General features: G+C 63.3%; 27 protein-coding genes and 1 riboswitch. Of the genes, 23 read left to right on the top strand and 4 right to left on the bottom strand.

The window, feature by feature from the left end; all coding sequences use genetic code 11:
* The first annotated feature begins 119 nt into the window (after nucleotides 1-119).
* The 7 genes from ACYASU_RS11640 (at nucleotide 120) to ACYASU_RS11610 (ending at nucleotide 8,721) form a co-directional block, all read left to right on the top strand.
* A complete protein-coding gene (locus tag ACYASU_RS11640) occupies nucleotides 120-866 on the top strand; it encodes a response regulator transcription factor (protein WP_192172866.1) in 747 nt (248 codons plus the stop codon).
* 8 nt (nucleotides 867-874) lie between these two features.
* Nucleotides 875-2,251 carry a histidine kinase sensor domain-containing protein gene (locus ACYASU_RS11635; RefSeq protein ID WP_463582878.1) on the top strand — a complete coding sequence of 459 codons (1,377 nt, stop codon included), beginning with the start codon at nucleotides 875-877 and terminating at the stop codon, nucleotides 2,249-2,251.
* A gap of 227 nt (nucleotides 2,252-2,478) precedes the next feature.
* Nucleotides 2,479-3,381 (top strand): cysteine synthase CysM, encoded by a 903-nt coding sequence (gene cysM, locus ACYASU_RS11630; protein WP_192172864.1) that lies wholly within the window; start codon nucleotides 2,479-2,481, stop codon nucleotides 3,379-3,381.
* Nucleotides 3,381-4,736: a 23S rRNA (uracil(1939)-C(5))-methyltransferase RlmD gene (gene rlmD, locus ACYASU_RS11625; RefSeq protein ID WP_463582877.1), complete on the top strand. Its 1,356-nt coding sequence runs from the start codon at nucleotides 3,381-3,383 to the stop codon at nucleotides 4,734-4,736. Before cysM ends, rlmD begins: the two co-directional genes overlap by 1 nt.
* A 156-nt stretch (nucleotides 4,737-4,892) precedes the next feature.
* Nucleotides 4,893-7,136 (top strand): GTP diphosphokinase, encoded by a 2,244-nt coding sequence (relA, locus tag ACYASU_RS11620; protein ID WP_192172862.1) that lies wholly within the window; start codon nucleotides 4,893-4,895, stop codon nucleotides 7,134-7,136.
* A gap of 182 nt (nucleotides 7,137-7,318) precedes the next feature.
* A complete protein-coding gene (gene mazG / locus ACYASU_RS11615) occupies nucleotides 7,319-8,152 on the top strand; it encodes a nucleoside triphosphate pyrophosphohydrolase (RefSeq protein WP_463582876.1) in 834 nt (277 codons plus the stop codon).
* Between the two features lie 26 nt (nucleotides 8,153-8,178).
* Nucleotides 8,179-8,721, top strand: a complete 543-nt coding sequence (locus tag ACYASU_RS11610) for a DUF2058 domain-containing protein (protein WP_463582875.1) — start codon at nucleotides 8,179-8,181, stop codon at nucleotides 8,719-8,721.
* Nucleotides 8,722-8,794: 73 nt separating this feature from the next.
* Here the strand turns inward: ACYASU_RS11610 and ACYASU_RS11605 are convergent, their stop codons facing one another.
* The 4 genes from ACYASU_RS11605 to purM form a co-directional block, all read right to left on the bottom strand.
* Complete coding sequence (locus ACYASU_RS11605) at nucleotides 8,795-8,983, bottom strand: hypothetical protein (RefSeq protein ID WP_122535701.1); 189 nt, start codon at nucleotides 8,981-8,983, stop codon at nucleotides 8,795-8,797.
* A gap of 282 nt (nucleotides 8,984-9,265) precedes the next feature.
* Nucleotides 9,266-9,982: a DUF3108 domain-containing protein gene (locus ACYASU_RS11600; protein ID WP_192172860.1), complete on the bottom strand. Its 717-nt coding sequence runs from the start codon at nucleotides 9,980-9,982 to the stop codon at nucleotides 9,266-9,268.
* Nucleotides 9,983-9,990: 8 nt separating this feature from the next.
* Nucleotides 9,991-10,641, bottom strand: coding sequence for a phosphoribosylglycinamide formyltransferase (purN, locus tag ACYASU_RS11595; RefSeq protein ID WP_463582924.1), 651 nt, complete (start codon nucleotides 10,639-10,641; stop codon nucleotides 9,991-9,993).
* Nucleotides 10,642-10,649: 8 nt separating this feature from the next.
* Nucleotides 10,650-11,708 carry a phosphoribosylformylglycinamidine cyclo-ligase gene (gene purM / locus ACYASU_RS11590; protein WP_463582874.1) on the bottom strand — a complete coding sequence of 353 codons (1,059 nt, stop codon included), beginning with the start codon at nucleotides 11,706-11,708 and terminating at the stop codon, nucleotides 10,650-10,652.
* Between the two features lie 332 nt (nucleotides 11,709-12,040).
* On the opposite strand from purM, the gene ACYASU_RS11585 reads away from it, so the two are divergent.
* The 16 genes from ACYASU_RS11585 (at nucleotide 12,041) to ACYASU_RS11510 (ending at nucleotide 26,744) form a co-directional block, all read left to right on the top strand.
* Complete coding sequence (locus ACYASU_RS11585) at nucleotides 12,041-13,102, top strand: DUF2066 domain-containing protein (protein WP_463582923.1); 1,062 nt, start codon at nucleotides 12,041-12,043, stop codon at nucleotides 13,100-13,102.
* A 54-nt stretch (nucleotides 13,103-13,156) separates the two neighbouring features.
* On the top strand, nucleotides 13,157-14,230 hold the full coding sequence (locus ACYASU_RS11580; RefSeq protein WP_463582873.1) for an AI-2E family transporter: 1,074 nt from the start codon (nucleotides 13,157-13,159) through the stop codon (nucleotides 14,228-14,230).
* 216 nt (nucleotides 14,231-14,446) lie between these two features.
* The gene (gene hda / locus ACYASU_RS11575; protein WP_074890952.1) at nucleotides 14,447-15,151 is read left to right on the top strand and encodes a DnaA regulatory inactivator Hda; all 705 of its coding nucleotides are present in this window, start codon (nucleotides 14,447-14,449) and stop codon (nucleotides 15,149-15,151) included.
* A gap of 8 nt (nucleotides 15,152-15,159) precedes the next feature.
* A complete protein-coding gene (locus ACYASU_RS11570; RefSeq protein ID WP_463582872.1) occupies nucleotides 15,160-15,933 on the top strand; it encodes an NAD-dependent deacylase in 774 nt (257 codons plus the stop codon).
* A gap of 66 nt (nucleotides 15,934-15,999) precedes the next feature.
* Nucleotides 16,000-16,689: a C40 family peptidase gene (locus tag ACYASU_RS11565; RefSeq protein WP_369306501.1), complete on the top strand. Its 690-nt coding sequence runs from the start codon at nucleotides 16,000-16,002 to the stop codon at nucleotides 16,687-16,689.
* An 87-nt stretch (nucleotides 16,690-16,776) separates the two neighbouring features.
* The gene (locus ACYASU_RS11560) at nucleotides 16,777-17,313 is read left to right on the top strand and encodes a C40 family peptidase (RefSeq protein WP_192172855.1); all 537 of its coding nucleotides are present in this window, start codon (nucleotides 16,777-16,779) and stop codon (nucleotides 17,311-17,313) included.
* 127 nt (nucleotides 17,314-17,440) lie between these two features.
* A riboswitch (cobalamin riboswitch) is annotated at nucleotides 17,441-17,666 on the top strand.
* A gap of 107 nt (nucleotides 17,667-17,773) precedes the next feature.
* Entirely contained in the window at nucleotides 17,774-18,385 is a 612-nt protein-coding gene (cobO, locus tag ACYASU_RS11555) for a cob(I)yrinic acid a,c-diamide adenosyltransferase (RefSeq protein ID WP_282367588.1), read from the top strand.
* Complete coding sequence (locus tag ACYASU_RS11550) at nucleotides 18,382-19,683, top strand: cobyrinate a,c-diamide synthase (protein WP_463582871.1); 1,302 nt, start codon at nucleotides 18,382-18,384, stop codon at nucleotides 19,681-19,683. The genes cobO and ACYASU_RS11550 overlap by 4 nt, the downstream gene beginning before the upstream one ends.
* Nucleotides 19,684-19,848: 165 nt before the next feature.
* Nucleotides 19,849-20,499, top strand: coding sequence for a 5,6-dimethylbenzimidazole synthase (gene bluB / locus ACYASU_RS11545; RefSeq protein WP_463582870.1), 651 nt, complete (start codon nucleotides 19,849-19,851; stop codon nucleotides 20,497-20,499).
* The gene (cbiB, locus tag ACYASU_RS11540; RefSeq protein ID WP_463582869.1) at nucleotides 20,496-21,404 is read left to right on the top strand and encodes an adenosylcobinamide-phosphate synthase CbiB; all 909 of its coding nucleotides are present in this window, start codon (nucleotides 20,496-20,498) and stop codon (nucleotides 21,402-21,404) included. Before bluB ends, cbiB begins: the two co-directional genes overlap by 4 nt.
* Nucleotides 21,397-22,401, top strand: coding sequence for a threonine-phosphate decarboxylase CobD (gene cobD / locus ACYASU_RS11535; RefSeq protein ID WP_463582868.1), 1,005 nt, complete (start codon nucleotides 21,397-21,399; stop codon nucleotides 22,399-22,401). Before cbiB ends, cobD begins: the two co-directional genes overlap by 8 nt.
* Complete coding sequence (locus ACYASU_RS11530; RefSeq protein ID WP_463582867.1) at nucleotides 22,398-23,867, top strand: cobyric acid synthase; 1,470 nt, start codon at nucleotides 22,398-22,400, stop codon at nucleotides 23,865-23,867. The genes cobD and ACYASU_RS11530 overlap by 4 nt, the downstream gene beginning before the upstream one ends.
* The gene (gene cobU, locus ACYASU_RS11525; RefSeq protein ID WP_463582866.1) at nucleotides 23,867-24,388 is read left to right on the top strand and encodes a bifunctional adenosylcobinamide kinase/adenosylcobinamide-phosphate guanylyltransferase; all 522 of its coding nucleotides are present in this window, start codon (nucleotides 23,867-23,869) and stop codon (nucleotides 24,386-24,388) included. The genes ACYASU_RS11530 and cobU overlap by 1 nt, the downstream gene beginning before the upstream one ends.
* Nucleotides 24,385-25,437 carry a nicotinate-nucleotide--dimethylbenzimidazole phosphoribosyltransferase gene (gene cobT / locus ACYASU_RS11520; RefSeq protein WP_463582865.1) on the top strand — a complete coding sequence of 351 codons (1,053 nt, stop codon included), beginning with the start codon at nucleotides 24,385-24,387 and terminating at the stop codon, nucleotides 25,435-25,437. Before cobU ends, cobT begins: the two co-directional genes overlap by 4 nt.
* Nucleotides 25,434-26,006: an alpha-ribazole phosphatase family protein gene (cobC, locus tag ACYASU_RS11515; RefSeq protein ID WP_463582864.1), complete on the top strand. Its 573-nt coding sequence runs from the start codon at nucleotides 25,434-25,436 to the stop codon at nucleotides 26,004-26,006. Before cobT ends, cobC begins: the two co-directional genes overlap by 4 nt.
* Nucleotides 26,007-26,744 (top strand): adenosylcobinamide-GDP ribazoletransferase, encoded by a 738-nt coding sequence (locus ACYASU_RS11510; protein ID WP_463582863.1) that lies wholly within the window; start codon nucleotides 26,007-26,009, stop codon nucleotides 26,742-26,744.
* The last annotated feature ends 24 nt before the right edge of the window (nucleotides 26,745-26,768 follow it).

Raw genomic sequence — 26,768 nt, 5'->3', positions numbered from 1 at the left:
AACTGGCCTTTCCCGGCTGAAGCCCGTCCTACTAAAGAACGGATCACCGGCAGGCCAGCATTGCCCCGTCGCGCGCAATCTTGAATAATCCGCGTCTTGAGAATCAGTCGCAGACGCCAATGACTCCCGCCAGCATCCACCGCCCCCACATACTCGCCATCGAGGACGATGTCGTGCTCGGTGCTTTTGTCCACGACCAGCTGGATCGCTGCGGGTTTCAGGTGACCTGGTGCCAGAACGGCGCCGAAGGACTGGCCTGTGCGCAACGCGAACCCTTTGATGTGGTGCTGATGGACATCCTGCTGCCAGGCATGAACGGCCTCGACATCCTCACCCATCTACGCCGCCGCCACACCGTGCCGATCATCCTCATGTCCGCCCTCGGCGCCGAGGCCGACCGCATCACCGGCTTCCAGAACGGCGCCGACGATTACCTGCCCAAACCTTTCAGCGTCGATGAATTGCGCGTGCGTATCGAGGCGATCCTGCGCCGGGTCGAGCTGGAACGACGTTTCCATGCCCTGACCGCCCACGAGCCCGACGCCGGCGTGGAGAAACCTGAAGAAGACGGCCTGACCTTCGACGACGGGCGCTGCGATGTCTTCTTCGCCGGTAGCCCCGCGCAATTGACGGGCAGCGAGTACCGCCTGCTTGATACCCTTTGGCGCAATCAGGAAGACGTCCTCAGCAAAGCCTTCCTTTATCAGCACGTCCTGCAGCGCGGCTATTCACAGCACGACCGCAGCCTGGACATGCACATCAGCCAGATTCGTCGCAAGCTCAAGGCCGTCGGCTATCAAGCGCGGCAACTGCGCACCGTGTGGGGCAAGGGCTACGTGCTGACGGCGGCGGTGCAGGATGCCTGAGGTGTCGAATGATTGAGCCGCGCAAACGGATGCCCGGCCGGCATTCGCTGTTCTGGAAACTGGCGGTTCTGCTGGTCGGCTTCTGCCTGCTGATGATCTGGCTCAGCTGGTATTGGGGCCGCTACATCGAGACCCGCAACGCGTATCTGAATGCCGAGGCCCATCAGGTGCTCAACGACTATGCGGCGCAGGCCGAAAGGGCGTGGAACAGCGGCGGTCAGCCCGGCATCGACGAATGGCTGAAACAGGTCCGTCTGCAGGAAGCCGGCTGGGTCGGGGTCATCGGCAGCGACTTGCAGTCACTGGCCAGCACGCCACTGACCCGCGAGCAGTCGCAACGGCTGACGTTCATGCGCGGCATCGACTGGCCCATGAGCACGCGGCAGAAGACCGTGCCCTGGCTGAAGATCGCGTTTCCCGGCAACCCGGGCGCGGGGAGTCTGGTGATCGAACTGCCCGAGCGCTTCAAACCGGGTCGGTATGCGTGGGTCGGGCAAATCCTGACCAATGTGCTGATTCCCGCGCTGTTCACCTTGCTGCTGTGCATCGGGTTGTATCGCCTGCTGATTCGTCCGCTAAACCAACTGCGCGAACAGGCCAACGCGTGGCGCGCCGACCGATTGTCGAGCCGACTGTCGCCGCAAATGACCGAGCGACGCGACGAGTTGGGCGAGCTGAACCGCGCCTTCGATCACATGGCCGCGCGCCTGCACTCGACGGTGCAGGTTCAGCAGCAGTTATTGCGTGACCTCTCCCACGAACTGCGCACGCCCCTGAGCCGCCTGCGCGTGGCCTGCGACAGCGAGCAAACCCTGCCCGAATTGCGCGAGCGCCTTAGCCGGGAAGTGGATGGCATGCGCCGCTTGGTCGACGACACCCTGCAACTGGCGTGGCTCGACACCGAGCGCGAAAAACTTCCCGGCGAAGACATTCAGGTCGTGGCGCTGTGGGAGATGCTGGTGGACGACGCCTGTTTCGAAACCTGCTGGCCGTCCCGTCAGTTGCGCTGCGATCTGGACAGCGAGTGCTGGGTCAGTGGCCATCTCAACACCCTGGCCCAGGCCCTGGAAAACATTCTGCGCAACGCCATCCGCCATTCTCCGCCCGAGGGCATCGTGCGCCTCGACGGCCGCCGCGATGGGGATGACTGGCTATTGTGGCTGGAAGATCAGGGCGGCGGGATCGACGAGGGCGATCTCGAGCGTATTTTTGCGCCGTTCATCCGTCTGGACGGCGCTCGCCCCGGCGACGGTGGATTCGGGCTGGGGCTGAGCATCGCGCGCAATTCGCTGCGCCTGCAGGGCGGGGATTTGTGGGCCGAAAACACGGGGCAGGGCTTGAGAATGATCATGCGTTTGCCGGCCCGAGGGACGCGACCTTTTTAGGAAGCGCCTCGAGGTCCAGGCGCCGCTGTATCGGGCGAATAACGCGGTCCCACAGGTTTTGCAGCGGCAGGGCGATGGCGTGTTATCCCGGATATCTCCGGTTCGCCTGTGCAGAAATCCTCTGCCTTATTCCATTCAGCGATAACCCCCTCACTTTGCGTGATATGGGCTGGCAACGATTGCCGGTATGATAGGCGACCCCCGCACGTCTGGATCGCGAAAACGCCATGACCCTGCAGTATCCAACCATCGCCGATTGCGTCGGCAACACCCCGCTGGTGCGTCTGCAACGCATGGCCGGGAACACCAGCAACACGTTGCTGCTCAAGCTCGAAGGCAATAACCCGGCCGGTTCCGTGAAGGACCGCCCGGCGCTATCGATGATTACCCGTGCCGAATTGCGCGGGCAGATCCACCCCGGCGATACCCTGATCGAAGCCACCTCCGGCAACACCGGCATCGCCCTGGCCATGGCCGCGGCGATCAAGGGCTATCGCATGATTCTGATCATGCCCGACAACTCCAGCGCCGAGCGCAAGGCCGCCATGACCGCCTATGGCGCCGAACTGATTCTGGTCAGCAAGGAAGAGGGCATGGAAGGCGCCCGCGACTTGGCTGAGCGCATGCAGGCGGAAGGCCGCGGCAAGGTGCTCGACCAGTTCGCCAATGGCGACAACCCGCAGGCGCATTACGTCGGCACCGGCCCGGAAATCTGGCAGCAGACCGGCGGCACCGTCACCCATTTCGTCAGCTCCATGGGCACCACCGGCACCATCATGGGCACCTCGCGTTTCCTCAAGGAACAGAACCCGAACATCCAGATCGTCGGCCTCCAGCCTATGGACGGCGCGTCGATTCCGGGCATTCGCCGCTGGCCGACCGAATACCTGCCGAGCATTTATCAGGCCGACCGTGTCGACCGGATCATGGACATGGGCCAGGCCGAAGCCGAGGACGTCATGCGTCGTCTGGCGCGGGAAGAAGGTATTTTCTGCGGCGTGTCGTCGGGCGGCTCGGTGGCCGGGATGCTCCGGCTGTCCCAGGAAGTCGAGAACGCGGTGATGGTCGCGATTATTTGTGACCGCGGCGACCGTTACCTGTCGACCGGCGTCTACGATGCGCCCAACTGATGGCCAAGCGTGATGCAGGCCTGCGTTTCCAGCCCAGCGGCGGCACCCGGACCACGCAGGTTCCTGCCGGTAAAAAACAACGCCTGACCATCGAGCGGCTGGCCAACGACGGTCGCGGCATCGGTTTCGTCGAAGGTCGCACCTGGTTTGTCATGGGTAGTCTGGCCGGCGAAGAGGTCGAGGCCCGCGTGCTCAATGCCCACGGCAAAGTCGTCGAAGCCCGCACTGAGCGGGTGTTCCAGGCCAGCCCGATACGGCGCCCCGCAGCGTGTCCGCATTTCGGCCGTTGCGGCGGTTGCAGCACCCAGCACATGCCCCACGCCGAACAGCTCGCCCTGAAACAGAGCATGCTCGCCGAGCAATTGAGCCGCATCGCCGGGGTCGAGCCGGAGCAATGGGCCGCGCCGCTGACGGGCGATGAATATGCCTACCGTCGCCGTGCCCGCGTCGCCGTGCGCTGGGACGTCCGCGCCAAACGCCTGGACGTCGGATTCCGCGCCGCGGCAAGTCAGGACATCATCGCCATCGAGCAATGCCCGGTGCTGGTACAGGCCTTGCAACCGATCATGACGGCGCTGGCGCCCATGCTTCGCAGCCTGAGCAAACCTCAGGCGCTGGGGCATGTCGAGCTGTTCAGCGGGTCGGCCAACGCCGTGCTGCTGCGCCACACCGCGCCGCTGCCTGAAAGCGATCTGGCAATCCTCACGGCATTTTGCGAAACCCATGACGCGCAGCTGTGGTTGCACGGCGAAGGCGAGCCGCACCCGGTCGACCCTTCGGCGCAACTGGGCTACCGCCTGGAACCGTGGAATCTGTCCCTGGCCTATCGCCCCGGCGACTTCGTGCAGGTCAACGCTCAGGTCAATACCGCGATGATCGAACAGGCCCTGGACTGGCTCGCTCCCGGCAAGGACGAACGAGTGCTGGACTTGTTCTGCGGGCTTGGTAACTTCGCTCTACCGCTGGCGCAAATGACGCGCGACGTGGTGGCCGTGGAGGGCGTCGACGCCATGGTTCAGCGGGCGACGGCCAATGCCGCCAGCAACGGTTTGAACAACGTGAAGTTTTATCAGGCCGATCTGTCGCAGCCACTGGACAAGGCGGCCTGGGTGGCGGAAGGTTTCGCCGCAGTGCTGCTCGATCCGCCGCGTGACGGTGCGTTCGAAGCAGTGGGCAAGCTCAAGTCACTGGGCGCTCGGCGCGTCCTTTATGTGTCGTGCAACCCGGCTACGCTGGCCCGCGACACCGTTGAATTGATCAAGCAGGGCTACCGTTTAAAACGTGCCGGAATCCTCGATATGTTCCCGCAGACAGCGCATGTCGAGGCGATGGCGTTATTTGAAGCGAGCAAGTGAGGCGGCGGCTCAGGAAATGCCGATGCCTTACACGGAGTCTCGTTTAATCCGACTGGCCCGCGCGTACGCGACCTTGCATGGCCCGCAAGGCGCACGCGCTCAAGAAGGCCGGCGACTGAAGGCGCATTTCATCGCGCCGTAGGGAAGGTAAGCAACATGGTACAGGTGAGACCCCACCAGCCGATCAACACAGACGGCAGTATCAACCTCGACGCGTGGCTGGATCACGTGGTCAGCGTCGACCTCGCAGTGGACCGACAGGCCTTGAAAGAGGCCTGTGAATTTGCCCGGCACGCCGAGCAACAGGACAACGCCGCCAAGAACCTCTGGGCGGAGGGCACGTCGAGTTTTCAGACGGGCCTGGAAATCGCTGAAATCCTGGCCGATCTCAAGCTCGATCAGGATTCACTCGTCGCCGCCGTGATTTACCGCGGCGTGCGCGAAGGCAAAATCTCGCTGCCCGACGTCAACCAGCGCTTCGGCCCCACGGTCGCCAAACTCATCGACGGCGTGCTGCGCATGGCGGCGATCAGCGCCAGTCTCAGCCCGCGCCAGTCCCTGGTGCTCGGCACTCAGGCCCAGGTCGAAAACCTGCGCAAGATGCTGGTGGCCATGGTCGATGACGTGCGCGTGGCGCTGATCAAGCTGGCTGAACGCACCTGCGCCATCCGCGCGGTGAAGAACACCGACGATGAAAAGCGCAATCGCGTGGCCCGGGAAGTCTTCGACATCTACGCGCCACTGGCCCACCGCTTGGGCATCGGTCACATCAAGTGGGAGCTGGAGGACCTGTCCTTCCGCTACCTGGAGCCCGAGCAGTACAAGCAGATCGCCAAGCTGCTGCACGAGCGTCGGCTCGATCGCGAGCGCTTCATCACCGACGTGATGTCGCAGCTGTCGAACGAATTGCTGGCCACCGGCGTCAAGGCCGACATCAGCGGCCGTGCCAAGCACATCTACTCGATCTGGCGAAAAATGCAGCGCAAAGGCCTGGAATTCAGCCAGATCTACGACGTTCGCGCCGTTCGCGTGCTGGTGCCGGAGATGCGTGATTGCTACACCGCGCTCGGCATCGTCCACACCCTGTGGCGGCACATTCCCAAGGAATTCGACGACTACATCGCCAACCCCAAGGAAAACGGCTATCGCTCGCTGCACACGGCGGTGATCGGCCCGGAAGGCAAGGTGCTGGAAGTGCAGATCCGCACCCACGCCATGCACGAAGAGGCCGAACTGGGCGTCTGCGCGCACTGGAAGTACAAGGGCACCGACGTCAAATCCGGTTCCAATCACTACGAAGAGAAAATCTCCTGGCTGCGTCAGGTGCTCGAGTGGCATGAAGAGCTGGGCGACATCGGCGGGCTGGCCGAACAGCTGCGCGTCGACATCGAGCCCGACCGCGTCTACGTGTTCACCCCGGACGGTCACGCCATCGACCTGCCCAAGGGTGCGACGCCGCTGGACTTTGCCTATCGCGTGCACACCGAGATCGGCCACAACTGCCGTGGCGCGAAGATCAACGGCCGCATCGTCCCGCTCAACTACAGCCTGCAGACCGGCGAGCAGGTGGAGATCATCACCAGCAAGCACGGTACGCCGAGCCGCGACTGGCTGAACTCGAACCTGGGTTACATCACCACGTCTCGGGCGCGGGCGAAGATCGTGCACTGGTTCAAGCTGCAGGCGCGCGACCAGAACGTCGCCGCCGGCAAGGTATTGCTGGAGCGTGAACTGGCGCGTCTGGCACTGCCTCAGGTGGACTTCGACAAGCTGGCCGAGAAGGCCAACATGAAGATGGCCGAAGACATGTTCGCGGCCCTTGGTGCTGGCGACCTGCGCATTGCTCAGTTGGTCAATCTGGCCCAGCAGTTGGTCGAACCGGAACGCGGCAACGAGCAACTGGAGCTGATTCCGCGCAAGGCCACGGGTTACAAGCCGGGCAAGCGCGGGGATATTCAGATCCAGGGCGTCGGCAACCTGATGACGCAGATGGCCGGCTGCTGCCAGCCGCTGCCGGGCGATGCGATCGTCGGTTACATCACCCAGGGCCGCGGCGTGAGCATTCACCGTCAGGACTGCGCCTCGGTGCTGCAACTGGGCGGGCGCGAACCCGAGCGGATCATCCAGGTCAGCTGGGGCCCGGTGCCGGTGCTCACCTACCCGGTGGACATCATCATCCGCGCCTACGACCGGTCCGGCCTGCTGCGCGACGTCTCGCAGATCCTGCTCAACGAGCGCATCAACGTGCTGGCGGTCAACACCCGCTCGAACAAGGAAGACAACACCGCGCTGATGTCGCTGACCATCGAGATCCCGGGCCTGGACGCACTGGGCCGACTGCTGGGGCGCATCTCGCAACTGCCGAACATCATCGAAACGCGGCGTAATAGAACGCCGTGATTTTACGGCGGTTGATCGTTCCCACGCTCTGCGTGGGAACGCAGTCCGTGACGCTCGTGGGATGCAGAGCGTCCAGGCGGGCATTCCCACGCAGAGCGTGGGAACGATCAGCTTCAAGCCGTACGCGGATAACTTGAAGCTTGTGGCTTGTCGCTTACCGCTGCGAACGAAGAGAGACCCCCATGTATAGCCTCCAAGACCTGCTCACGCTCATGGCCCGCTTGCGCGATCCGCAGTTCGGTTGCCCGTGGGACGTGAAGCAGAATTACGCGAGCATCGTGCCGCACACCCTTGAAGAAGCCTACGAAGTGGCCGACGCCATCGAGCGTGGCGACTTCGATGACCTGCGCGGTGAGCTCGGCGATCTGCTGTTTCAAGTGGTGTATTACTGCCAGCTGGCGCGGGAAGAAGGGCGCTTCGAGTTCGACGGCGTGGTCGACGGCATCACCCGCAAACTGATTCGCCGTCATCCCCACGTGTTCCCGACCGGCGATCTGTACGCGCCGCTGGAAACACCGCGCCTCAGCGAAGAGCAGGTCAAGCATCGCTGGGAACAGATCAAGGCCGAGGAGCGTGCCGAAAAGGCCAGTGCCCCCGAGCAGCTTTCCCTGCTCGACGACGTGCCGGGTGTACTCCCGGCATTGTCGCGGGCAGCGAAGTTGCAGAAGCGCGCCGCCCAGGTCGGGTTCGATTGGCCGGACACATTGCCGGTGGTCGATAACGTGCGCGAGGAACTCTACGAAGTCCTCGAAGCCATGGCCGACAACGACAGCGCGGCCATCACCGAAGAGGTCGGCGATCTGCTGTTTGCCGCCGTCAATCTGGCCCGGCACCTCAAGGTCGATCCGGAAAATGCCCTGCGCGCCGCCAACGCAAAATTCGAGCGGCGCTTTAGATTTATCGAACAGGCCTTGCGCGACACCCGGCGCCCCATCGAAGATTGCAGCCTCGAAGAGATGGATGCGCTCTGGGGCGAAGCCAAGCGTCAGGAAAAGATCACGCCCAACTGCGGTTGAGTTGACTATTTAGAGAGAGATGACAGATGGCGGGTATTTCCCTTCGTGACCAGTTGCTGAAAGCCGGCCTGGTCAATGAAAAACAGGCGAAGCAGGCCAGCAAGAACAAGCAGAAGGAACAGCGTCTGGTGCACAAGGGCCAGGCAGTGGCGGACGACACCAGCCAGCGCGCGGCTCAGGAAGCGATGGCCGAGAAAGCCAAACGCGACCAGGAGTTGAATCGTCAGCAGCAGGAAAAGATCGAGCAGAAAGCCCGTGCCGCCCAGGTCAAGCAGTTGATCGAAGCCACGCGCCTGCCGAAGCTGACCACCGAGGATTACTACAACTTCGTCGACGACAAGAAGGTCAAGCGCCTGTCGGTCAACGCCCTGATGCGCAGCAAGCTGAGCAGCGGCGCGCTGGCCATCGTGCACCACGGCGGCACCTACGAGGTGATCCCCCGCGAAGCCGCCCTCAAGGTGCAGGAGCGCGACCCGCGCCGCATCGTCATGCTCAGCGCCCCAACCGAGGAGCCGGAAGGCGACGATCCGTACGCCGCGTACAAGATCCCGGATGATCTGATGTGGTAAGCGTCTGTCGCGCACTCCGCTAAAACAACAAAACCCGCCAACAGGCGGGTTTTGTTTTGCTGCGATTCCGAAATTACGAGTGACTGGCCTGTAGCTTGGCTTCTTGCTCGGCAAGCTCTGCTGCGTAACGCTGTGCGTCCGATTCGTGATGAAACATCCCTACCAGCTGGTCTTGTTGGCGTACATCCCAGATCTGGATGCCATCGGCGATGGTCTCGTGGGAGATATGGGCGTCGTCGCGTTCAGTAACAGTTACGGTCATAGTGCAAGCTCCTGACTCTTGGATATCTGCGGCAGGACGTCGCAGGCCTTCTTTATAGTTTTTGATAGCCGGCTAAGTAAATGTGCACATCTGGCAACAGTTATTTACCGAATTCGTAACAGTGCGCTAAACGCTTGTATTCGAAGGGTGTGTGGCGTTTTGTCACACCCGGTTGAAGGCCATGAAGAATCTTTCATGTAGGCCTGACTCACTTTCCGACGCCAAAAAAAACCCCGCCATGAAGGCGGGGTTTTTCGTATGACGCTCGATGTCAGGCGTGCATTAGCTGCCTTTGACTGACTTACCGTTCACCGTGCCGTCCTGCAGCATGATGTTGTATTCCTTGCCGTCGGTTTCGACCTGTTGCAGGCGAACCAGCAGGTAGTCGTAGTCCTTGGCGAACCACATCACGGTGATGCGCTTGTTCTGCGTTGGATCACGCACGCGCTCGACCTTGATGGCGTCAACCGAGCCGACCTTGGTGTCGACCTTTTCAGTGCCCAGCACGCGGAAGTCATAGGTGTCGATTTCGTCACCGTCGACGACCTGATACGACATGCTCTTTTTGCCCGCCGCCACGTCATGCTGCAGCGCGAGCTGGTAGGTGGACTTGTCGAGGATGCCGGCATTCAGCGGGATTTTCACCGCGTTGCCACGGTCCGAACCGGTGATGAATTTGGTGGGCCAGTCGAACACCAGATCGACCGTCTTGCTCTTACCCAGTCCGCCACGTTCGAAGTGGTAGGTCTGTGGCAGCAGTTGATCCTTGTCGACCTTGAGGGTACTGACTTCGGTCAGGCTGGCGATCATCATCGACGCCTTGAAACTCAGGGTCCAGGTGCCGTTGGCGTTCTTCTCGAGGCTGCGGCTGGCGCTGCCACCGCTCATGGGCAGCTGTTTCCAGTCAGCGGTGTAGCTGGCGGAGAAAGGTTGAAGGTCTGCCGCGTTGACTGCGGGAAGTGCAAAAAGGGCGAAAGCGAAGAGCAAAGCGCGACGCATAATATCTCCTAAGGTCGGATCAAGTGGCCGCTGGGCCCTAAGGGCTGGCCGTCCAGTGAGGCGCCATGTTCGTCGAGGGTCAAACGTCCTTCGGCGAACCAGCGAATGGCCAGGGGATAAATCAGGTGTTCCTGGGCGTGAACCCTCTGTGCCAGCGTGGCGGGCGTGTCGTGCAACTCTACAGAAACAACTGCCTGTACGACCAGAGGCCCCCCATCGAGTTCCTCCGTGACAAAGTGCACGCTGCAGCCATGCTCGGCATCGCCGGCGTCGAGCACCCGTTGATGGGTGTGCAGGCCTTTATACAGCGGAAGCAGGGAAGGGTGGATATTCAGCAGGCGCCCGTGATAGTGCCGGACGAACCCGGGCGTGAGAATGCGCATGAAGCCGGCGAGCACCACCAGCGACGGCTGAAACGAATCAATGGCCTCGATCAGCGCCCCATCGAAGGCCTCGCGACCTTCGTAGCCGGTGTGATCGAGCACCAGGGTGTCGATCCCTGCGCGGGCGGCCCGCTCGAGCCCAAACGCATCGGCGCGGTTGGAGATCACCGCGCGGATGCGGGCAGGGCTCGCGCTGTCCTGAAAGCTGTCAATCATCGCCTGCAGGTTACCGCCAGTGCCGGACAGCAGCACCACCACATCACAGGATTGGGGCACGTCAGGCATTAATGAGCCTTGACGTTCTTCAGCTCGACTTGCGCAGCGCCTTCGGCAGCCGTGCCGATCTGGCCGATCACCCAAGGCTGCTCGCCGGCTTCACGCAGGGCGTTCAGCGAGACTTCAACGTGTTCCTGGGCGACGCAGATGACCATGCCGACGCCGCAGTTCAGCACGCGGTGCATCTCGTGCTCATCCACGTTGCCTTTTTCCTGCAGCCAGTCGAAGACTGCCGGACGGGTCCAGCTCGCCACGTCGACGATGGCCTGTGCGCCTTCGGGCAGCACGCGCGGAATGTTGTCCAGCAGGCCGCCGCCGGTGATGTGGGCCATGGCTTTTACCGCGCCGGTGTCTTTGATCAGCTTGAGCAGCTGCTTGACGTAAATGCGGGTCGGTGCCATCAGCAGTTCGGTCAGCGGCTTGCCGTCGAGCTGGATGTTTTCGATATCGGCACCTGCCACTTCGATGATCTTGCGGATCAGCGAGTAGCCGTTGGAGTGCGGGCCGGAAGACGGCAGGGCGATCAGCGCGTCACCGGCGGCAACCTTGGAGCCGTCGATGATCTCTGCTTTTTCCACGACGCCGACGCAGAAGCCGGCCAGGTCGTAGTCTTCGCCTTCGTACATGCCGGGCATTTCAGCGGTTTCGCCGCCGACCAGGGAGCAGCCCGCCAGCTCGCAGCCCGCGCCGATGCCAGTCACCACTTGAGCCGCGGTGTCGACGTTCAGTTTGCCGGTGGCGTAGTAGTCGAGGAAGAACAGCGGCTCAGCGCCGCAGACCACCAGATCGTTGACGCACATGGCGACCAGGTCGATGCCGATGGTGTCGTGTTTGTTCAGGTTCAGTGCCAGACGCAGCTTGGTGCCGACACCGTCGGTGCCGCTGACCAGAACAGGCTGCTTGTAGCCAGCCGGGATTTCGCACAGAGCGCCGAAGCCCCCGAGGCCGCCCATCACTTCCGGGCGCTTGGTGCGCTTGGCGACGCTCTTGATGCGTTCGACCAGCGCTTCACCGGCGTCGATGTCAACACCGGCGTCTTTGTAGCTCAGGGAGGGTTGCTTGCTCATGATCCAGGCCTTTAGGGGGGGGATTCGGGGTAACGACCGAGTGGCAACGACGCGGGGCCTTGTCATCGCCGGTCTGCGAAGGCGCGCGATTTTATCAGGGTTGGGCGCAAGCGGCCATCCTTGGGCCGACGGGCAGGACTGTCGTGAAGAAAAAATAACCCGGTTTATCCCGCCGCACCCGTTCGTCGCTGGCGGGATCCGGTGTAACGTTGGCGCCTGAGTGAGCGATTCGGGCGCGTCTGCGGTCAGAGTCGGGTCACTTGTGTTCATGCAGCTATTTATAGCGTTGCCTTTTTACCCAGCGGGAATCCTTCATGCGTCCACCTTCCTTCATGCGCCTAAAAAACTGCCTGTTCGTGGGTTGCCTCTCATTGATGAGTCTGCCGGCGTTCGCCGAGACGGTGAACAATCTCTATCAGGTGCGCGAGCCCGTCAGCGGCCAGACCCCGGACGAAAAAAACCGCGCCACCCAGGCCGCGCTGGAAACCCTGGTCATCCGCCTGACCGGAGACCCAAAGGCCGTGCAGAACGGCGGCCTTGCCGAGGTGCGCAAGGACCCTCAGCAAATCATCAGCCAGTACGGCTACGACGCCGGCCCGCCCGAAACCCTGCAGGTCGATTTCGACCCGGGGAGCACCGAACGCGTGATGCGTCAGGCGGGACTGTCGTTGTGGGGCACCAACCGTCCGGTGATCATGGCCTGGTGGCTGAACGACGCCACTGACGGCGCCAACCTGGTCGGCGACGGCCAAGCCTCTGCCGAGCCTCTTCGCCGCGCCGCTCAGCATCGCGGTCTGCCGTTACGTCTGCCGCTGGCAGACCTTGGCGAGCAGGGCATCGGCAACGCCAAGACCCTCGACGGCAACAACGTCGGCCCGCTCAAGGAGGCTTCCGAGCGTTACGGCTCGGACGCGATTCTGGCGGTTCACGCGCAGGAAAACGGCGGCCAGTGGCAGGGCAAATGGCACCTGTGGCTGGGGGACAAGATGGAGCAGGGCAGTGCCAGCGGCGCGAGCTCGGCGGAACTGGCGGACGCGGTACTGTTGGCAGTAAGCCAGCGTCTGGCGCCGCGCTTCGTGGTCAAGCCGGGTGCCTCGACGGGCATGGTGCTGGATGTGCAGGGCATGAATCTTGAGCGTTACGCGCAGCTGTTGCGCCTGCTCGAACCGTTCGGCGGCCGCCTGAAATCAGCCGACGGTGATCGCATCGCGTTCGACGTCAGTGGCAGCCCCGATCAATTGCGTTCTCAACTGGCGCTGGCGAAACTGCAGGAAGTGCCGGCCGGTGAAATCGCCAGCGCGCCGGTCAACGCCGCGCCCGTTGCTGCGGACGGCACGCCGGTAGCACCGCAGCCGCCTGCTGTTTCGGACAGCGCATTGCACTTCCGTTGGTGAACAGGTTCATAACGACGTTGCTCGAAGCACATCATCCTGGGGAAAGAGGCAGTAATGACTGATACGCGTCGTTGGTTCTGGCTGGGCGGGGTTATCCTGGTCTGTTTGTTCGTCTGGCTGCTGCATTCGATTCTGACGCCGTTCCTCGTGGCGCTGCTGCTGGCGTACATGGGCGATCCGCTGGCAGACCGGCTGGAAAAACTGAAGCTGTCCCGCACCATGAGTGTGGTGACCGTGTTTCTGTTGTTCACCCTGATTTTCATGGGCCTGCTGCTGGTGCTGGTGCCGATGCTGGCCAAGCAGCTTTATCGTCTGTACGAATTGGCACCGCAGATTCTCGACTGGCTGCAACACACCGCCATGCCGTGGGCGCAGGCCAAGTTGGGGCTGGCAGACGGCTTCTGGAAGTTCGACAAGGTCAAGGCGGCGATCTCGGAGCACATGGGCCAGACCGGCGACATCGTTGGCATCGTCTTGTCCCAGGCCACGACCTCGACCCTGGCGCTGATCGGCTGGCTGACCAACCTGGTGCTGATCCCGGTGGTCTGCTTCTATCTGTTGCGTGACTGGGACGTGATGATGGCGAAGGTGCGCAGCCTGCTGCCCCGTCACCGCGAGAAGAAGATCGTCGCGCTGGCGGACGAGTGCCATGAGGTATTGGGTGCGTTCATTCGCGGCCAGTTGCTGGTGATGGTCGCGCTGGGCGTGATTTACGCCGCCGGCCTGATGCTGGTCGGGCTGGAGCTGGGGCTGTTGATCGGTGTCATTGCCGGCCTGGCGGCCATCGTGCCGTACATGGGTTTTGTGATCGGCATCGGCTCGGCGATTCTGGCGGGTTTCTTCCAGTTCGGCGGCGACCTGTATCCGATGCTGGGCATCGTCGCGGTGTTCATGGTCGGTCAGGCACTGGAAGGCATGGTGCTGACCCCGTTGCTGGTGGGTGACCGCATCGGTCTGCACCCGGTTGCGGTGATCTTCGCGATCCTGGCGGGCGGCGAGCTGTTCGGCTTCACCGGCATCCTGCTGGCCCTGCCGGTGGCGGCGGTGATCATGGTCCTGGTGCGCCATGTTCATGACCTGTACAAGGATTCGGACATCTACGGCGGTCTGGACGACCCGGATCTCTGATTCCCGCGAATCAGGATGCGTACCGGCGCGCGGTGCTCACCGCGCGCCTCCTTTCTCGGCGGGTTTTGCCCGTATTCCCCAGTGATACCAGTGACATACGCAAGCCTTTGATTTTGCTGGCGGTCTGCCGCATTGTGCGGCCAGCCCTGCGGGTATAGACTTTGCGCACTTTTCACAGAGGCCCCTTGGCGGTTCGTCACGAACCGTTCAGCCAGCATGAAACCAGTTCAGCTGCCCCTGAGTGTGCGTCTGCGTGATGACGCCACCTTCATCAATTACTATCCAGGCGCCAATGCCGCTGCACTCGGCTATGTCGAGCGGCTGTGCGAAGCCGAGGCCGGCTGGACGGAAAGCCTCATCTATCTGTGGGGCAAGAACGGGGTAGGGCGTACGCATCTGTTACAGGCCGCCTGCCTGCGATTCGAACAGATGGGCGAGCCAGCGGTTTACCTGCCGATGGCCGAACTTCTCGATCAAGGCATCGGCCTGTTCGATCATCTGGAGCAGTACGAACTGGTGTGCCTCGATGACTTGCAGGCGGTGGTGGGCAAGCCTGAATGGGAAGAGGCCTTGTTCCACCTGTTCAACCGGCTGCGCGACAGTGGCCGACGCTTGCTCATCGCCGCTTCATGCTCGCCCCGAGAGCTGCCGGTCAAGCTGGCGGACCTGAAATCACGGCTGACCATGGCGCTGGTGTTCCAGATGCGCCTGTTGTCCGACGAAGAAAAACTCCGCGCCCTGCAATTGCGCGCGTCCCGCCGGGGGCTGCACCTTACCGACGAAGTGGGGCATTTCATCCTCACCCGCGGCAAGCGCAGCATGAGTGCGCTGTTCGACCTGCTTGAACAGCTCGATCAAGCCTCACTGCAGGCCCAGCGCAAGCTGACCATTCCGTTCCTGAAAGAAACCCTCGGTTGGTAAGCGCGTCCGTGGTCGATCAGGCTTTGGTCCTGCAAACTGCGGCGGCCCTGCGTCATGCCACACGCATCCTGATCATCACCGGTGCTGGCCTTTCGGCGGATTCGGGTTTGCCGACCTATCGCGGTGTCGGTGGTCTGTACAACGGCGAGACCGACGACGGCCTGCCGATCGAAATGGCGTTGTCCGGCCCGATACTGCGTCGTGATCCGGCGCTGTGCTGGAAATACATTGCACAATTGGGCAGCGCTTGCCTGGGCGGACGTCCCAATGCGGCGCACTATGCCATCGCCGAATTGCAGCGGCGCAAGCCGGAATGCTGGGTGTTGACGCAAAACGTCGACGGCTATCATCGCGCTGCGGGCAGTCCGCCAGAACGGCTGATCGAAATTCATGGCCAGTTGGCGCCGCTCTACTGTCAATCTTGTGGCGCCGAGGATCTGCAGTTGAGCGAGCACCTCAACCGGCCACTGCCACCGCTGTGCGCCCGCTGTACTGGCGTTTTGAGGCCATCGGTGGTGTTGTTTGAGGAGATGTTGCCAGAGTTGGCACTGAACGTGCTTCAGGAAGAGATGGCAAAAGGCTTTGACGCTGTGCTCAGCACCGGAACCACCGCCAGCTTCCCGTACATTCATGAGCCTATGCTGCGCGCTCGGGTGACGGGAGGCTTTACTGCCGAGATAAACCCTTCGCCGACCGATCATTCCGCGCACATGGATGCGTTTCTGAGGTGTAGAGCCTTAGAAGTGATGGACGACATCGTAAGTCACATTTGTTTCGATTGAATTTGCAAATGGGTACGATTGAAGGCATAGTCTCGGCTTCTTTACACTTCAGCCACGGTCGTGCACATGCTAAACCGCTTCGCACCCCTCGTGCCTCTCGCACTCGTAACGCTGTTGTTCGGCTGTGCGGCCCAGATGCCGACGTCGCAACAACAGTCGCAAAGCCCCCAGTTCCGGGACTCTGCCACCGCTCAATCCGCCAGCAAGCGTGCCGATTACGCGTCCTCCGTACTGGATGACGAAGTCGCCACCGAAGACGAGCTCGCTCAATTTGCCGACAACAAGCCGTACCGCCTGCCGGTTCTGGCTGACAGCATTCTCGAGCGCGGCAAATCCCTGATAGGCACTCGCTATCGCTTCGGCGGCACATCGACCACCTCCGGTTTCGACTGCAGCGGTTTCATCGGTTATCTCTTCCGCGAAGAGGCGGGCATGAGCCTGCCGCGTTCCTCCCGCGAAATGATCAACATCGATGCCCCTCTCGTTAAACGCAATGACCTCAAGCCAGGCGACCTGCTGTTCTTCAGCACTGCCGGCCGTGGTCGTGTCAGCCATGCGGGCATCTACCTGGGCGATGATCAATTCATTCACTCCAGCAGCCGCCGCAGCGGTGGTGTCCGCGTCGACAGCCTCGACGATGCCTACTGGGCCAAGACGTTCATCGAAGCCAAACGCGCGCTGGCGATGGCACCCTCAACGGTACCTGCAACCACCACCGCGATGAGCTCGACTACACTCAAGCGCCAAACCCGTTAATTCCGGGCGCGCAAAGGGCCAACCCCTCTTGCGCGCGACCCCGGCCCTCGGCAAAGTAAGCTGCATCCCGCACAGGTTGTCGTGTTTATGTCGTTAACGGTTCGCCTGATCGTCGCCTCTCTGGCTGTGCTGCTGGCCGCATGTTCCAGCACTCCACCGCCTGCTCCACGCAAGGTCGTCTACCGGCCTGTAGTTTCCGCTCCTCCCCAGTTTTCTTCACCGCTCGCCGACGACGTTTTGTTGCGCGCGATCGGCCTCGTTGGCACGCCTTATCGCTGGGGCGGCAACACGCCTGATTCGGGTTTCGATTGCAGCGGCCTGATCGGCTATGTCTACCACGACGCCGCCGGTATCACCCTGCCGCGATCCACGCGGGAAATGATCACCCTGCGTGGCCCGGACATCGACCGCAGCCAGTTGCAGACCGGTGATCTGGTGTTCTTTGCCACGGGTGGCGGCTCCCACGTCAGCCATGCCGGCATCTACGTCGGGGAAGGGCGATTCGTTCACGCACCGGCCACCGGCGGCACCGTCAAACTCGACAGCCTGGACAAGCCTTATTGGCAAAAGGCCTGGCTGAATGCCAAGCGCGTTATCCAGCCGTCGAACTTGGCCAGGCAATAGTCGTTTTTGAGGCAACGTGTTCATGGGCTGTTGCTGCAGGAACACCTGTGCATTCCAGGGTGAAATCCCGTAAACCCGTGGGCGCTCTGTCCACGGTTCGATTGACGCTCCCCAGTCAACCCTCTAACCTTCGCGCCATGTTTCAGGTGCCCGGGACCTTGTTGGTCCACAGGGTGAAACAGGGAAGCCGGTGCGATTGCTCGTGCGATCAATTCCGGCGCTGCCTCCGCAACGGTAAATGAGTCTGGGCCACGCACAATGCCACTGTGTTCGCTGAACATGGGAAGGCGCCTGGCCTGCCACGGTTGTGGCAACTCATGAGTCCGGAGACCGGCCTGATCCATCGAACAGCATCACGGAGGGCGATGCTCTGCTGCAGGCCGGGCCATGTCCGGTGCCTGCTGACAGTCCTTGCTCGTGCCCTCCGTTTGCCACACCTGCCCTCAAGCGGAGAGCTGAGATGAGCGAATCCCCCGAACGTGACGAACGCCACCTGGCGCGCATGCTGCGCAAAAAGGCGGTGATGGACGAGCGCATTTCCAGCGCGCCAAATGAATGCGGACTGCTGCTGGTATTGACCGGCAACGGTAAAGGCAAAAGCAGCTCGGCCTTCGGCATGCTCGCCCGCGCCATGGGCCACGGCATGCAGTGCGGCGTCGTGCAGTTCATCAAGGGCCGCCACAGCACAGGCGAAGAGCTGTTCTTCCGCCGCTTTCCCGAACAAGTGCGTTACCACGTGATGGGCGAGGGCTTCACCTGGGAAACCCAGGACCGCCAGCGCGACATCGCCGCCGCCGAAGCCGCCTGGGCCGTGACCCGGGAAATGCTCAAGGACGCCTCTATCGGCATGGTCGTGCTCGATGAGCTGAACATTGCCCTCAAGCACGGCTATCTGGACCTGGAGCAGGTGCTGAGCGATTTGCAGGCGCGCCCGCCGATGCAGCACGTGATCGTCACCGGTCGCGGGGCGAAGCAGGAACTGATCGACCTCTCCGACACCGTTTCCGACATCGGCGTGGTCAAGCATGCCTTTCAAGCCGGCATCAAGGCGCAGAAAGGCATCGAACTGTGAGTGAGCGCCAGCTCCGGCACTGCCCGGCAGTATTGATCGCTGCGCCCGCGTCCGGCCAGGGCAAAACCACCGTCACCGCCGCACTCGCCCGTCTGCATCGCAATCAGGGGCGCAAGGTGCGCGTGTTCAAATGCGGACCGGACTTTCTCGACCCGATGATTCTCGAACGCGCCAGCGGCCATCCGGTGTACCAACTGGACATGTGGATGATCGGCGAGGACGAAAGTCGGCGCCTGTTGTGGGAAGCCGCCGCCGACGCCGACCTGATCCTCATCGAAGGCGTCATGGGCTTGTTCGACGGTACGCCCTCCAGCGCAGACCTGGCCCGGCGTTTCGGCGTTCCGGTCCTGGGGGTGATCGACGGCACGGCCATGGCCCAGACCTTTGGCGCCCTGGCGCTTGGGCTGGCGCGCTATCAGCCGGATCTGCCGTTTGCCGGCGTGCTGGCCAATCGCGTCGGCACAGTGCGCCACGCGCAGTTGCTCGAAGGCAGCCTGACCGAAGGCCTGCGCTGGTACGGCGCGTTGTCCCGTGAAACCGGCATTGAGCTGCCCAGCCGGCACCTCGGCCTGGTGCAGGCCAGCGAATTGAATGACCTGGACATGCGCCTTGACGCTGCGGCCACCGCGCTGGCCAGCACCTGCGACGCCACGTTGCCGCCGTCCGTGACCTTTACCGCGCCGGAATTCGTGCCGGCCGAACCGCTACTGGCCGGCGTGAAAATCGCCATCGCCCACGACGAGGCGTTCGCGTTTTTCTACGGCGCCAGCCTCGACCTGTTGCGGGAGATGGGCGCCGAACTGTCGTTCTTTTCGCCGATCCGCGACCGCGAATTACCCGACGCCGACAGCCTGTATCTGCCGGGCGGTTACCCGGAACTGCATCACACGGCGCTGGCGGAAAACCACAGCATGCTGGCCGCGATTCGCGCGCACCACGCCGCCGGCAAACCCTTGCTCGCCGAATGCGGCGGGATGTTGTATTTACTCGATGCCCTGACCGATGTCGACGGCCAGCGCGCCGAAGGGGTGGGCTTGCTCAAGGGGGAAGCCGTGATGCAAAAGCGTCTGGCCGCCCTGGCCCTGCAATCGGTCGAACTGCCGGAAGGCATCCTGCGTGGCCACACCTATCACCACTCCCTGACCAGCACCGAGCTGACCCCCATCGCCCGCGGCCTCAGCCCCAATGGCGGGCGCGGCGCCGAAGCGGTGTACCGCGAAGGGCGCATGACCGCGTCATACGTGCACTTTTACTTTCCCTCGAATCCCCAGGCGATGGCGGCGCTGTTTTTGCCATGAGCCCATCTAATTCAACCGCCGCATTCTGTGAGAGCGAGCTTGCTCGTGAAGTGGGCGCGTCCGATCCCACTCCTTGTCTGAAAAACCGCTTTCGCGAGCAAGCTCACTCCTACAAGGGGCGCATCGCGGGTGATTGCTGTGTTTCACGCGCGGGACAGGCGAGCCATGACTGAACACACCTTCACCGACCCCGAACGCGCCGCCGTTTACCGCGCCATCGCCGAGCGTCGCGACATGCGTCACTTCTGCGGGGGCACAGTCGCGCCCGAGTTGCTGGCCCGTCTGCTCGAAGCCGCCCACCACGCGCCGAGCGTTGGCCTGATGCAGCCGTGGCGGTTCCTGCGCATCACCGACCCGACGCTGCGCGCGCAGATTCAGGCGCAGGTGGAAGAAGAACGCATCCGCACCGCCGAAGCCCTGGGCGAGCGGTCCGACGATTTCATGAAGCTGAAGGTCGAGGGCATCAGCGACTGCGCCGAGGTATTGGTCGCCGCGTTGATGGACGACCGCGACAAACACATCTTCGGGCGTCGCACCCTGCCGGAAATGGACATGGCGTCGTTGTCGTGCGCGATCCAGAACCTCTGGCTGGCGGCCCGTGCCGAGGGTCTAGGCATGGGCTGGGTGTCGCTGTTCGATCCCCAGGCCCTGGCTGATCTGCTGAAGATGCCAACCGGTTCAAAACCCCTGGCGATCCTGTGCCTGGGCCCGGTCAAGGCATTTTACCCGGCGCCGATGCTGGTGCTGGAGGGCTGGGCGCAGCCGCGCGCGTTGCAAGAGTTGGTCTACGAGAACACATGGGGAGTGATTGAATGAGTGTGGCGTTATTGAGCGTCGCCGGGGTCGCGCTGGACGCGTTGCTCGGCGAGCCAAAACGGAACCACCCGCTGGTGGCGTTCGGCCGTTTTGCCGAGCGCATCGAACAGCGCCTGAATGCTGCCGGCCGGGGCTGGCGCAGCCATGGCGTGACGGCGTGGTTCATCGCCGTCATTCCGCTGACCCTGATCGCCACGTTGCTCAGTTGGCTACCGTTGATTGGCTGGCTGGTGGACGTGCTGGCGCTGTACTGCGCGTTGGGTCTTCGCAGTCTGGGCGAGCACGTCGAGCCGGTCGCCCAGGCGCTGCGCAGCGACGATCTGCCCGAAGCGCGTCGGCGCGTCGGCTATCTGGTCAGTCGCCAGACCTCCGAGCTGGACAGCACCGAAGTGGCCCGTGCCGCCACGGAATCGGTGCTGGAAAACGGCAGCGACGCGGTGTTCGCGGCGATTTTCTGGTTCGTCGTGCTGGGCGCGCCGGGCGTTGTGCTCTATCGGCTGAGCAACACCCTCGACGCCATGTGGGGCTATCGCAACGAGCGCTTCGAACGCTTCGGCTGGGCGGCGGCGAAAATCGACGACCTGCTCAACTACATTCCGGCACGCTTGGTGGCATTAACCTACGCGCTGCTGGGCAACACCCGACTGGCCCTGCGCTGCTGGCGCACCCAGGCCCCGAAGTGGGACAGCCCCAATGCAGGCCCGGTGATGGCCGCCGGCGCCGGTGCGCTGGGCGTCGAGCTGGGTGGCGCGGCGATTTATCACGGCGAGCTGCATGAGCGCGCGACCCTGGGCGAAGGCGTGCCTGCGGACGCCGACTCCATCGATCGCGGCTGGCAACTGGTGCAGCGCGGCGTGTGGCTGTGGTTGCTGATTTTGTGTCTGGGGACAGAATTCTATGCTTGAACACGGCGGCCGATTGCGTGGCGCAGTCCTGAAATACGGCATTGATGAGGCGGACTGGCTGGACCTGTCCAGCGGGATTTCGCCGTGGTCGTGGTCAATCCCGGCGATTCCTGAAGCGGCCTGGGCGCGCCTGCCGGAAACCGATGACGGTCTGGAAGCCGCCGCCCGCCGCTACTACGGCGCCACGGACGTGCTGCCGGTGGCCGGTTCCCAAGCGGCGATTCAGGCGCTGCCGCGTCTGCGTCAGGCGGGCAAGGTCGGCGTGCTGTCGCCGTGCTACGCCGAGCACGCCGAGGCCTGGCGCAACACCGGTTTTCTGGTGCGCGAAGTGCTTGAGCACGAAGTGGAGCGGTTCATCGACACCCTTGATGTGCTCGTCGTGGTCAACCCGAACAACCCCACCGGCCTGAGCCTCACGCCCGAACGCCTGCTGGAATGGCACACGCGGCTGGCCCAGCGTGGTGGTTGGCTGGTGGTCGACGAAGCGTTCATGGACAACACGCCGGAGTTGAGCCTGGCGGCTTACACCCAGCGTTCGGGGCTCATCGTATTGCGCTCGTTCGGCAAGTTCTTCGGGCTGGCCGGTGTGCGCCTGGGTTTTGTGCTGGCGGAGCCGCGCTTTCTCAAAGTCATGGCGCGGCAGATCGGCCCCTGGTCAGTCAGCGGGCCAACCCGCATCATCGGTCAGGCCTGTCTCAACGACGTGGCCGGGCATCAACGCCAGCGCCAGCGCACCGAGCAGGCCAGTCAGCGTCTGGTTGATGTGCTCAGCCGCCACGGCTTCGCGCCCAAGGGCGGCTGCGCGCTGTTTCAGTGGCTGATCACGCCGCTGGCGGAAGAACTGTATGAGTTCTGCGCACACCGGGGCATCCTTCTGCGGCTTTTTATTAACAACAGCAACAACAACAGCAGCCTGCGTTTCGGCCTGCCCCGCGAGGACGCCGACTGGCAGCGTCTGGAACAGGCACTGAGTGAGTTCTCCCGGGAGCGCCCATGAACATCGGCAAAACCCTGATGGTGCAGGGCACCACGTCCGATGCCGGTAAAAGCACGCTGGTGACGGCGCTGTGCCGCTGGCTGACCCGACAGGGCGTGCGCACCGTGCCGTTCAAGCCACAGAACATGGCGCTCAACAGCGCAGTGACCGCGGACGGCGGCGAGATCGGCCGCGCCCAGGCCGTGCAAGCCCAGGCCTGCGGCCTCGAACCCCACACCGACATGAACCCGGTGCTGCTCAAACCCAACAGCGACACGGGCGCGCAAGTGATCATTCACGGGCGCGCCGTCACCACCATGAACGCCGTCGCCTACCACGACTACAAAGCCATCGCGATGCAGGCCGTACTCGCTTCCCATCGCCGCCTCAGCGAGGGCTGGCCGGTGGTCATGGTCGAAGGCGCCGGGTCGCCGGCCGAGATCAACCTGCGCGCCGGCGACATCGCCAACATGGGCTTTGCCGAAGCGGTGGATTGCCCGGTGCTGCTGGTGGCGGACATCAATCGCGGCGGGGTGTTTGCCCATCTGGTCGGCACGCTGGAATTGCTGTCGCCCAGCGAACAGGCGCGGGTCAGAGGTTTCATCATCAATCGTTTTCGCGGCGACATCGCGCTGCTTCAGCCCGGCCTCGACTGGCTCGAACAGCGCACCGGCAAACCGGTGGTGGGCGTGCTGCCCTACGTGATGGACCTGCATCTGGAGGCTGAAGACGGTCTTGATCAGCGCCAGACCGACAAGGCCGAGCAGGTGCTCAATGTCATCGTGCCGGTCCTGCCGCGCATCAGTAACCACACCGACTTCGACCCGCTGCGCCTGCACCCCCAGGTCAATCTGCAATTCGTCGGCCCTGGGCAGGCGATTCCCGGCGCTGACCTGATCATCCTGCCCGGCTCGAAAAGCGTGCGCAGCGATCTCGCCTATCTGCGCGCCAACGGTTGGGACACCGCCATTAGCCGCCACCTGCGTTACGGCGGCAAAGTGCTGGGCATCTGCGGTGGCCTGCAAATGCTGGGCGAAGAGTTGCACGACCCGCACGGACTGGAAGGCGCGGCGGGTTCAAGCCCGGGCCTGGGGCTGCTGGCCTTGAGCACGGTGCTGGAAGAAGAGAAACAGCTGCGCAATGTGAGCGGGCGGCTGACCCTCGAAGACGCCGACGTCAGCGGCTACGAGATTCATGCCGGCGTGACCACCGGCGCGGCGCTGGAGCGTCCGTTGGTCCAGCTGGCCGACGGTCGCTGCGATGGCGCGTGCAGTCCTGACGGCCAAGTGCTCGGCACGTACCTGCACGGGCTGTTCGAGAATCCTGCGTCGAGCAGCGCGTTGCTGCGATGGGCCGGGTTAGAGAATGTGCAGTCGGTGGATTACCACGCCCTGCGCGAGCGCGACATCGAGCGCCTGGCCGATCTGGTGGAAACCCACCTGGACGGCACATTACTGCGTGAACTCTGCGGCCTGGAGCAACCCTGATGCTGCAATTGATCCTCGGCGGCGCACGATCCGGCAAAAGTCGGCTGGCTGAAAACCTCGCCAGCGACAGCGGCCTCGACGTCATCTACATCGCCACCAGCCAGCCTCTGGACGGCGAAATGAACCAGCGCGTCGCCGTGCACCGCGAGCGTCGTCCGGCGGAGTGGGGGCTAGTCGAAGAACCTGTCGAACTGGCCCGCGTCCTCCGGGAAAACGCCGGGGAGGGCGGCTGCCTGCTGGTGGATTGCCTGACCCTGTGGCTGACCAATCTGCTCATGCTGGACGATCCGCAGCGGCTGGTTCAAGAGCGCGAAGCCTTGCTCGATGGTCTGGCGGAACTGCCGGGCGAAATCATTTTTGTCAGCAACGAAACCGGGCTGGGCGTCGTGCCCCTCGGTGAGCTGACCCGTCGTTATGTCGATGAAGCCGGCTGGCTGCATCAGGCGCTGGCCGAACGTTGCCAGCGCGTGGTGTTCACTGTCGCCGGACTGCCCATGATCCTGAAAGGACCCGCACTATGAGTAACGCCTGGTGGCTCGCGCCTGCCCGAGAAGTCGATCACGCCAGCCGCGAAGAAGCGTTGGCCCGTCAGCAGCAACTGACCAAACCGACCGGTTCTTTGGGTCGTCTGGAAGACGTGGCGGTGCAACTGGCCGGCCTGCAGGGTCGCCTGAAACCGGAGGTCGATGAGGTCTGGATCGCGATTTTTGCCGGCGATCACGGCGTGGTCGCTGAAGGGGTCTCGGCTTACCCGCAGGAAGTCACCGGGCAGATGCTGCACAACTTCATCATGGGCGGCGCGGCCATCAGCGTGTTGGCGCGGCAGCTGTCGGCGCAGCTGGACGTGGTCGATCTGGGCACGGTTGCCCCGCTGGACCTGCCGGGCGTGCGTCACCTCAACCTCGGCCCGGGCACCGCGAATTTTGCCCAAGGCCCGGCGATGACTGAGGCACAACTTCACGCTGCGCTCGATGGCGGTCGCGACAGCGTACTGCGCGCCAAGGCCGCGGGCGCCGAGTTGTTCATCGGCGGCGAAATGGGCATTGGCAACACCACCGTCGCCAGTGCGCTGGCGTGCGCGTTGCTCGATTGCGCCGCCGCCTCGCTGGCCGGCCCCGGCACCGGCCTGGATGCCGAAGGCGTGAGCCACAAGGCGCAAGTGATCGAACGTGCGCTGCGGTTGCATGCCGCTTCTGTCGGCGACGCGCTGTCCAGTCTGCGCGCCCTCGGTGGTTTTGAAGTCGCGGCGCTGGTCGGCGCCTACCTGGCCTGCGCGCAGGAGGGCATCGCGGTACTGGTCGATGGTTTTATCTGTTCCGTGGCGGCGCTGGTGGCGGTGCGCATTAATCCGTCGTGCCGGGAGTGGTTGTTCTTCGGCCATCTCGGTGCCGAGCCGGGCCATCGCCTGGTGCTGGACGCGCTGCAGGCCGAGCCGTTGCTGGACCTGGGATTGCGTCTGGGCGAAGGCAGTGGCGCGGCGCTGGCGGTGCCATTGTTGCGTCTGGCCTGCGAGCTGCATAAAGGCATGGCGACCTTCGCCGAAGCCGCCGTGGCAGATCGCCCGGCATGACGCTGCATCTGGATTTGCTGCGCCACGGTGAAACCGAATTCGGCGGCGGCCTGCGCGGCAGCATCGACGACGCGCTGACCGACATCGGCTGGCAGCAGATGCGTGCGGCGGTGGCTGATCGTGGGCCTTGGGACCGGATCGTCAGCTCGCCACTGCAACGCTGCGCCCGTTTCGCCAACGAGCTGGCCGGGCGGCTGGGCTTGCCCGTGGAATTGGAAGCCGGACTTCAGGAATTGCATTTCGGTGACTGGGAAGGCCAGAGCCCTGCGCAATTGATGGAAACCGATGCTGCCGGGTTGGGACGTTTCTGGGAAGATCCGTACGGATTTACGCCGCCCAATGGCGAGCCGGTTCAGTTATTTGCCACCCGCGTGTTGGCTGCCGTCGAGCGGTTGCAGCGGGCGTATGACGGACAGCGCATTCTGCTGATCAGCCATGGCGGGGTGATGCGTTTGCTGCTGGCCCGCGCCCGCGGTCTGCCCCGCGAACACTTGCTGCAGGTCACCGTGGCCCACGGTGGTATGTTCGGGCTCGATGTCCAGGGCAACGGTGAGTTGACGGAGGTTTAAATGCTGCCGTTCTGGATCGCCTTGCAGTTCCTCAGCAGCCTGCCCATTCGCCTGCCGGGCATGCCGACGCCCCAGGAATCGGGGCGCTCGCTGCTGTTTTACCCGCTGGTGGGTTTGCTGTTCGGCGTGCTGTTGATGGCGCTGAATCATCTGCTCGACGGAGCGCCGATGTTGTTGCATGCCGCTTTGCTGCTGGCGGCATGGGTGATGCTCAGCGGTGGGCTGCACCTGGATGGCCTGGCCGACAGCGCCGACGCCTGGCTTGGTGGTTTCGGCGACCGCGACCGCACGCTGCTGATTATGAAAGATCCGCGTAGCGGCCCGATTGCGGTGGTCACGCTGGTGGTGGTGTTGTTGTTGAAATTCACCGCGCTGTTGGCGTTGATTGACGCGCACACGGATGTTGGCCTGCTGCTGGCCCCGGTGATTGGCCGCGCGGCGATGCTGGCGCTGTTTCTGAACACGCCGTATGTGCGCGCCGGCGGGCTAGGCCAGGCGCTGGCCGATCACCTGCCGCGCAAGACGGGCGTGCGGGTGCTGGCGGCGGTGGCGGTGGTCTGCGTGCTCATCGGTGGCGGCGCGGCGGCGTGGGTGCTGGTGGTGACAGCGTGTGGCTTCTTCTGGCTGCGTCGGGTGATGATGCAACGGCTGGGCGGCACTACCGGCGACACCGCTGGCGCGATGCTCGAACTGCTGGAAACCCTGGTGCTGGTGACGTTGGCGCTGATGTGCGATTGATTTGTGGGAGCGCCACCCCGGTCG

The organism is Pseudomonas sp. HP_12, assembly GCF_055283955.1.
Note: the sequence above shows the minus strand (reverse complement) of the source record. Positions and strands in the feature narration are given on the sequence as shown.

Excerpts from the sequence above, each read along its gene's own strand:
- relA (WP_192172862.1), top strand. The coding sequence starts at position 4,893 with ATGGTACAGGTGAGACCCCACCAGCCGATCAACACAGACGGCAGTATC.
- bluB (WP_463582870.1), top strand. The coding sequence starts at position 19,849 with ATGACTGAACACACCTTCACCGACCCCGAACGCGCCGCCGTTTACCGC.
- ACYASU_RS11565 (WP_369306501.1), top strand. The coding sequence starts at position 16,000 with ATGCTAAACCGCTTCGCACCCCTCGTGCCTCTCGCACTCGTAACGCTG.
- cobT (WP_463582865.1), top strand. The coding sequence starts at position 24,385 with ATGAGTAACGCCTGGTGGCTCGCGCCTGCCCGAGAAGTCGATCACGCC.
- purM (WP_463582874.1), bottom strand. The coding sequence starts at position 11,708 with ATGAGCAAGCAACCCTCCCTGAGCTACAAAGACGCCGGTGTTGACATC.
- ACYASU_RS11585 (WP_463582923.1), top strand. The coding sequence starts at position 12,041 with ATGCGCCTAAAAAACTGCCTGTTCGTGGGTTGCCTCTCATTGATGAGT.
- ACYASU_RS11600 (WP_192172860.1), bottom strand. The coding sequence starts at position 9,982 with ATGCGTCGCGCTTTGCTCTTCGCTTTCGCCCTTTTTGCACTTCCCGCA.
- ACYASU_RS11635 (WP_463582878.1), top strand. The coding sequence starts at position 875 with ATGATTGAGCCGCGCAAACGGATGCCCGGCCGGCATTCGCTGTTCTGG.
- cobD (WP_463582868.1), top strand. The coding sequence starts at position 21,397 with ATGCTTGAACACGGCGGCCGATTGCGTGGCGCAGTCCTGAAATACGGC.
- ACYASU_RS11530 (WP_463582867.1), top strand. The coding sequence starts at position 22,398 with ATGAACATCGGCAAAACCCTGATGGTGCAGGGCACCACGTCCGATGCC.
- mazG (WP_463582876.1), top strand. The coding sequence starts at position 7,319 with ATGTATAGCCTCCAAGACCTGCTCACGCTCATGGCCCGCTTGCGCGAT.
- cobC (WP_463582864.1), top strand. The coding sequence starts at position 25,434 with ATGACGCTGCATCTGGATTTGCTGCGCCACGGTGAAACCGAATTCGGC.
- ACYASU_RS11605 (WP_122535701.1), bottom strand. The coding sequence starts at position 8,983 with ATGACCGTAACTGTTACTGAACGCGACGACGCCCATATCTCCCACGAG.
- cysM (WP_192172864.1), top strand. The coding sequence starts at position 2,479 with ATGACCCTGCAGTATCCAACCATCGCCGATTGCGTCGGCAACACCCCG.
- rlmD (WP_463582877.1), top strand. The coding sequence starts at position 3,381 with ATGGCCAAGCGTGATGCAGGCCTGCGTTTCCAGCCCAGCGGCGGCACC.
- ACYASU_RS11640 (WP_192172866.1), top strand. The coding sequence starts at position 120 with ATGACTCCCGCCAGCATCCACCGCCCCCACATACTCGCCATCGAGGAC.
- hda (WP_074890952.1), top strand. The coding sequence starts at position 14,447 with ATGAAACCAGTTCAGCTGCCCCTGAGTGTGCGTCTGCGTGATGACGCC.
- ACYASU_RS11610 (WP_463582875.1), top strand. The coding sequence starts at position 8,179 with ATGGCGGGTATTTCCCTTCGTGACCAGTTGCTGAAAGCCGGCCTGGTC.
- ACYASU_RS11560 (WP_192172855.1), top strand. The coding sequence starts at position 16,777 with ATGTCGTTAACGGTTCGCCTGATCGTCGCCTCTCTGGCTGTGCTGCTG.
- cbiB (WP_463582869.1), top strand. The coding sequence starts at position 20,496 with ATGAGTGTGGCGTTATTGAGCGTCGCCGGGGTCGCGCTGGACGCGTTG.
- ACYASU_RS11510 (WP_463582863.1), top strand. The coding sequence starts at position 26,007 with ATGCTGCCGTTCTGGATCGCCTTGCAGTTCCTCAGCAGCCTGCCCATT.
- ACYASU_RS11580 (WP_463582873.1), top strand. The coding sequence starts at position 13,157 with ATGACTGATACGCGTCGTTGGTTCTGGCTGGGCGGGGTTATCCTGGTC.
- cobU (WP_463582866.1), top strand. The coding sequence starts at position 23,867 with ATGCTGCAATTGATCCTCGGCGGCGCACGATCCGGCAAAAGTCGGCTG.
- cobO (WP_282367588.1), top strand. The coding sequence starts at position 17,774 with ATGAGCGAATCCCCCGAACGTGACGAACGCCACCTGGCGCGCATGCTG.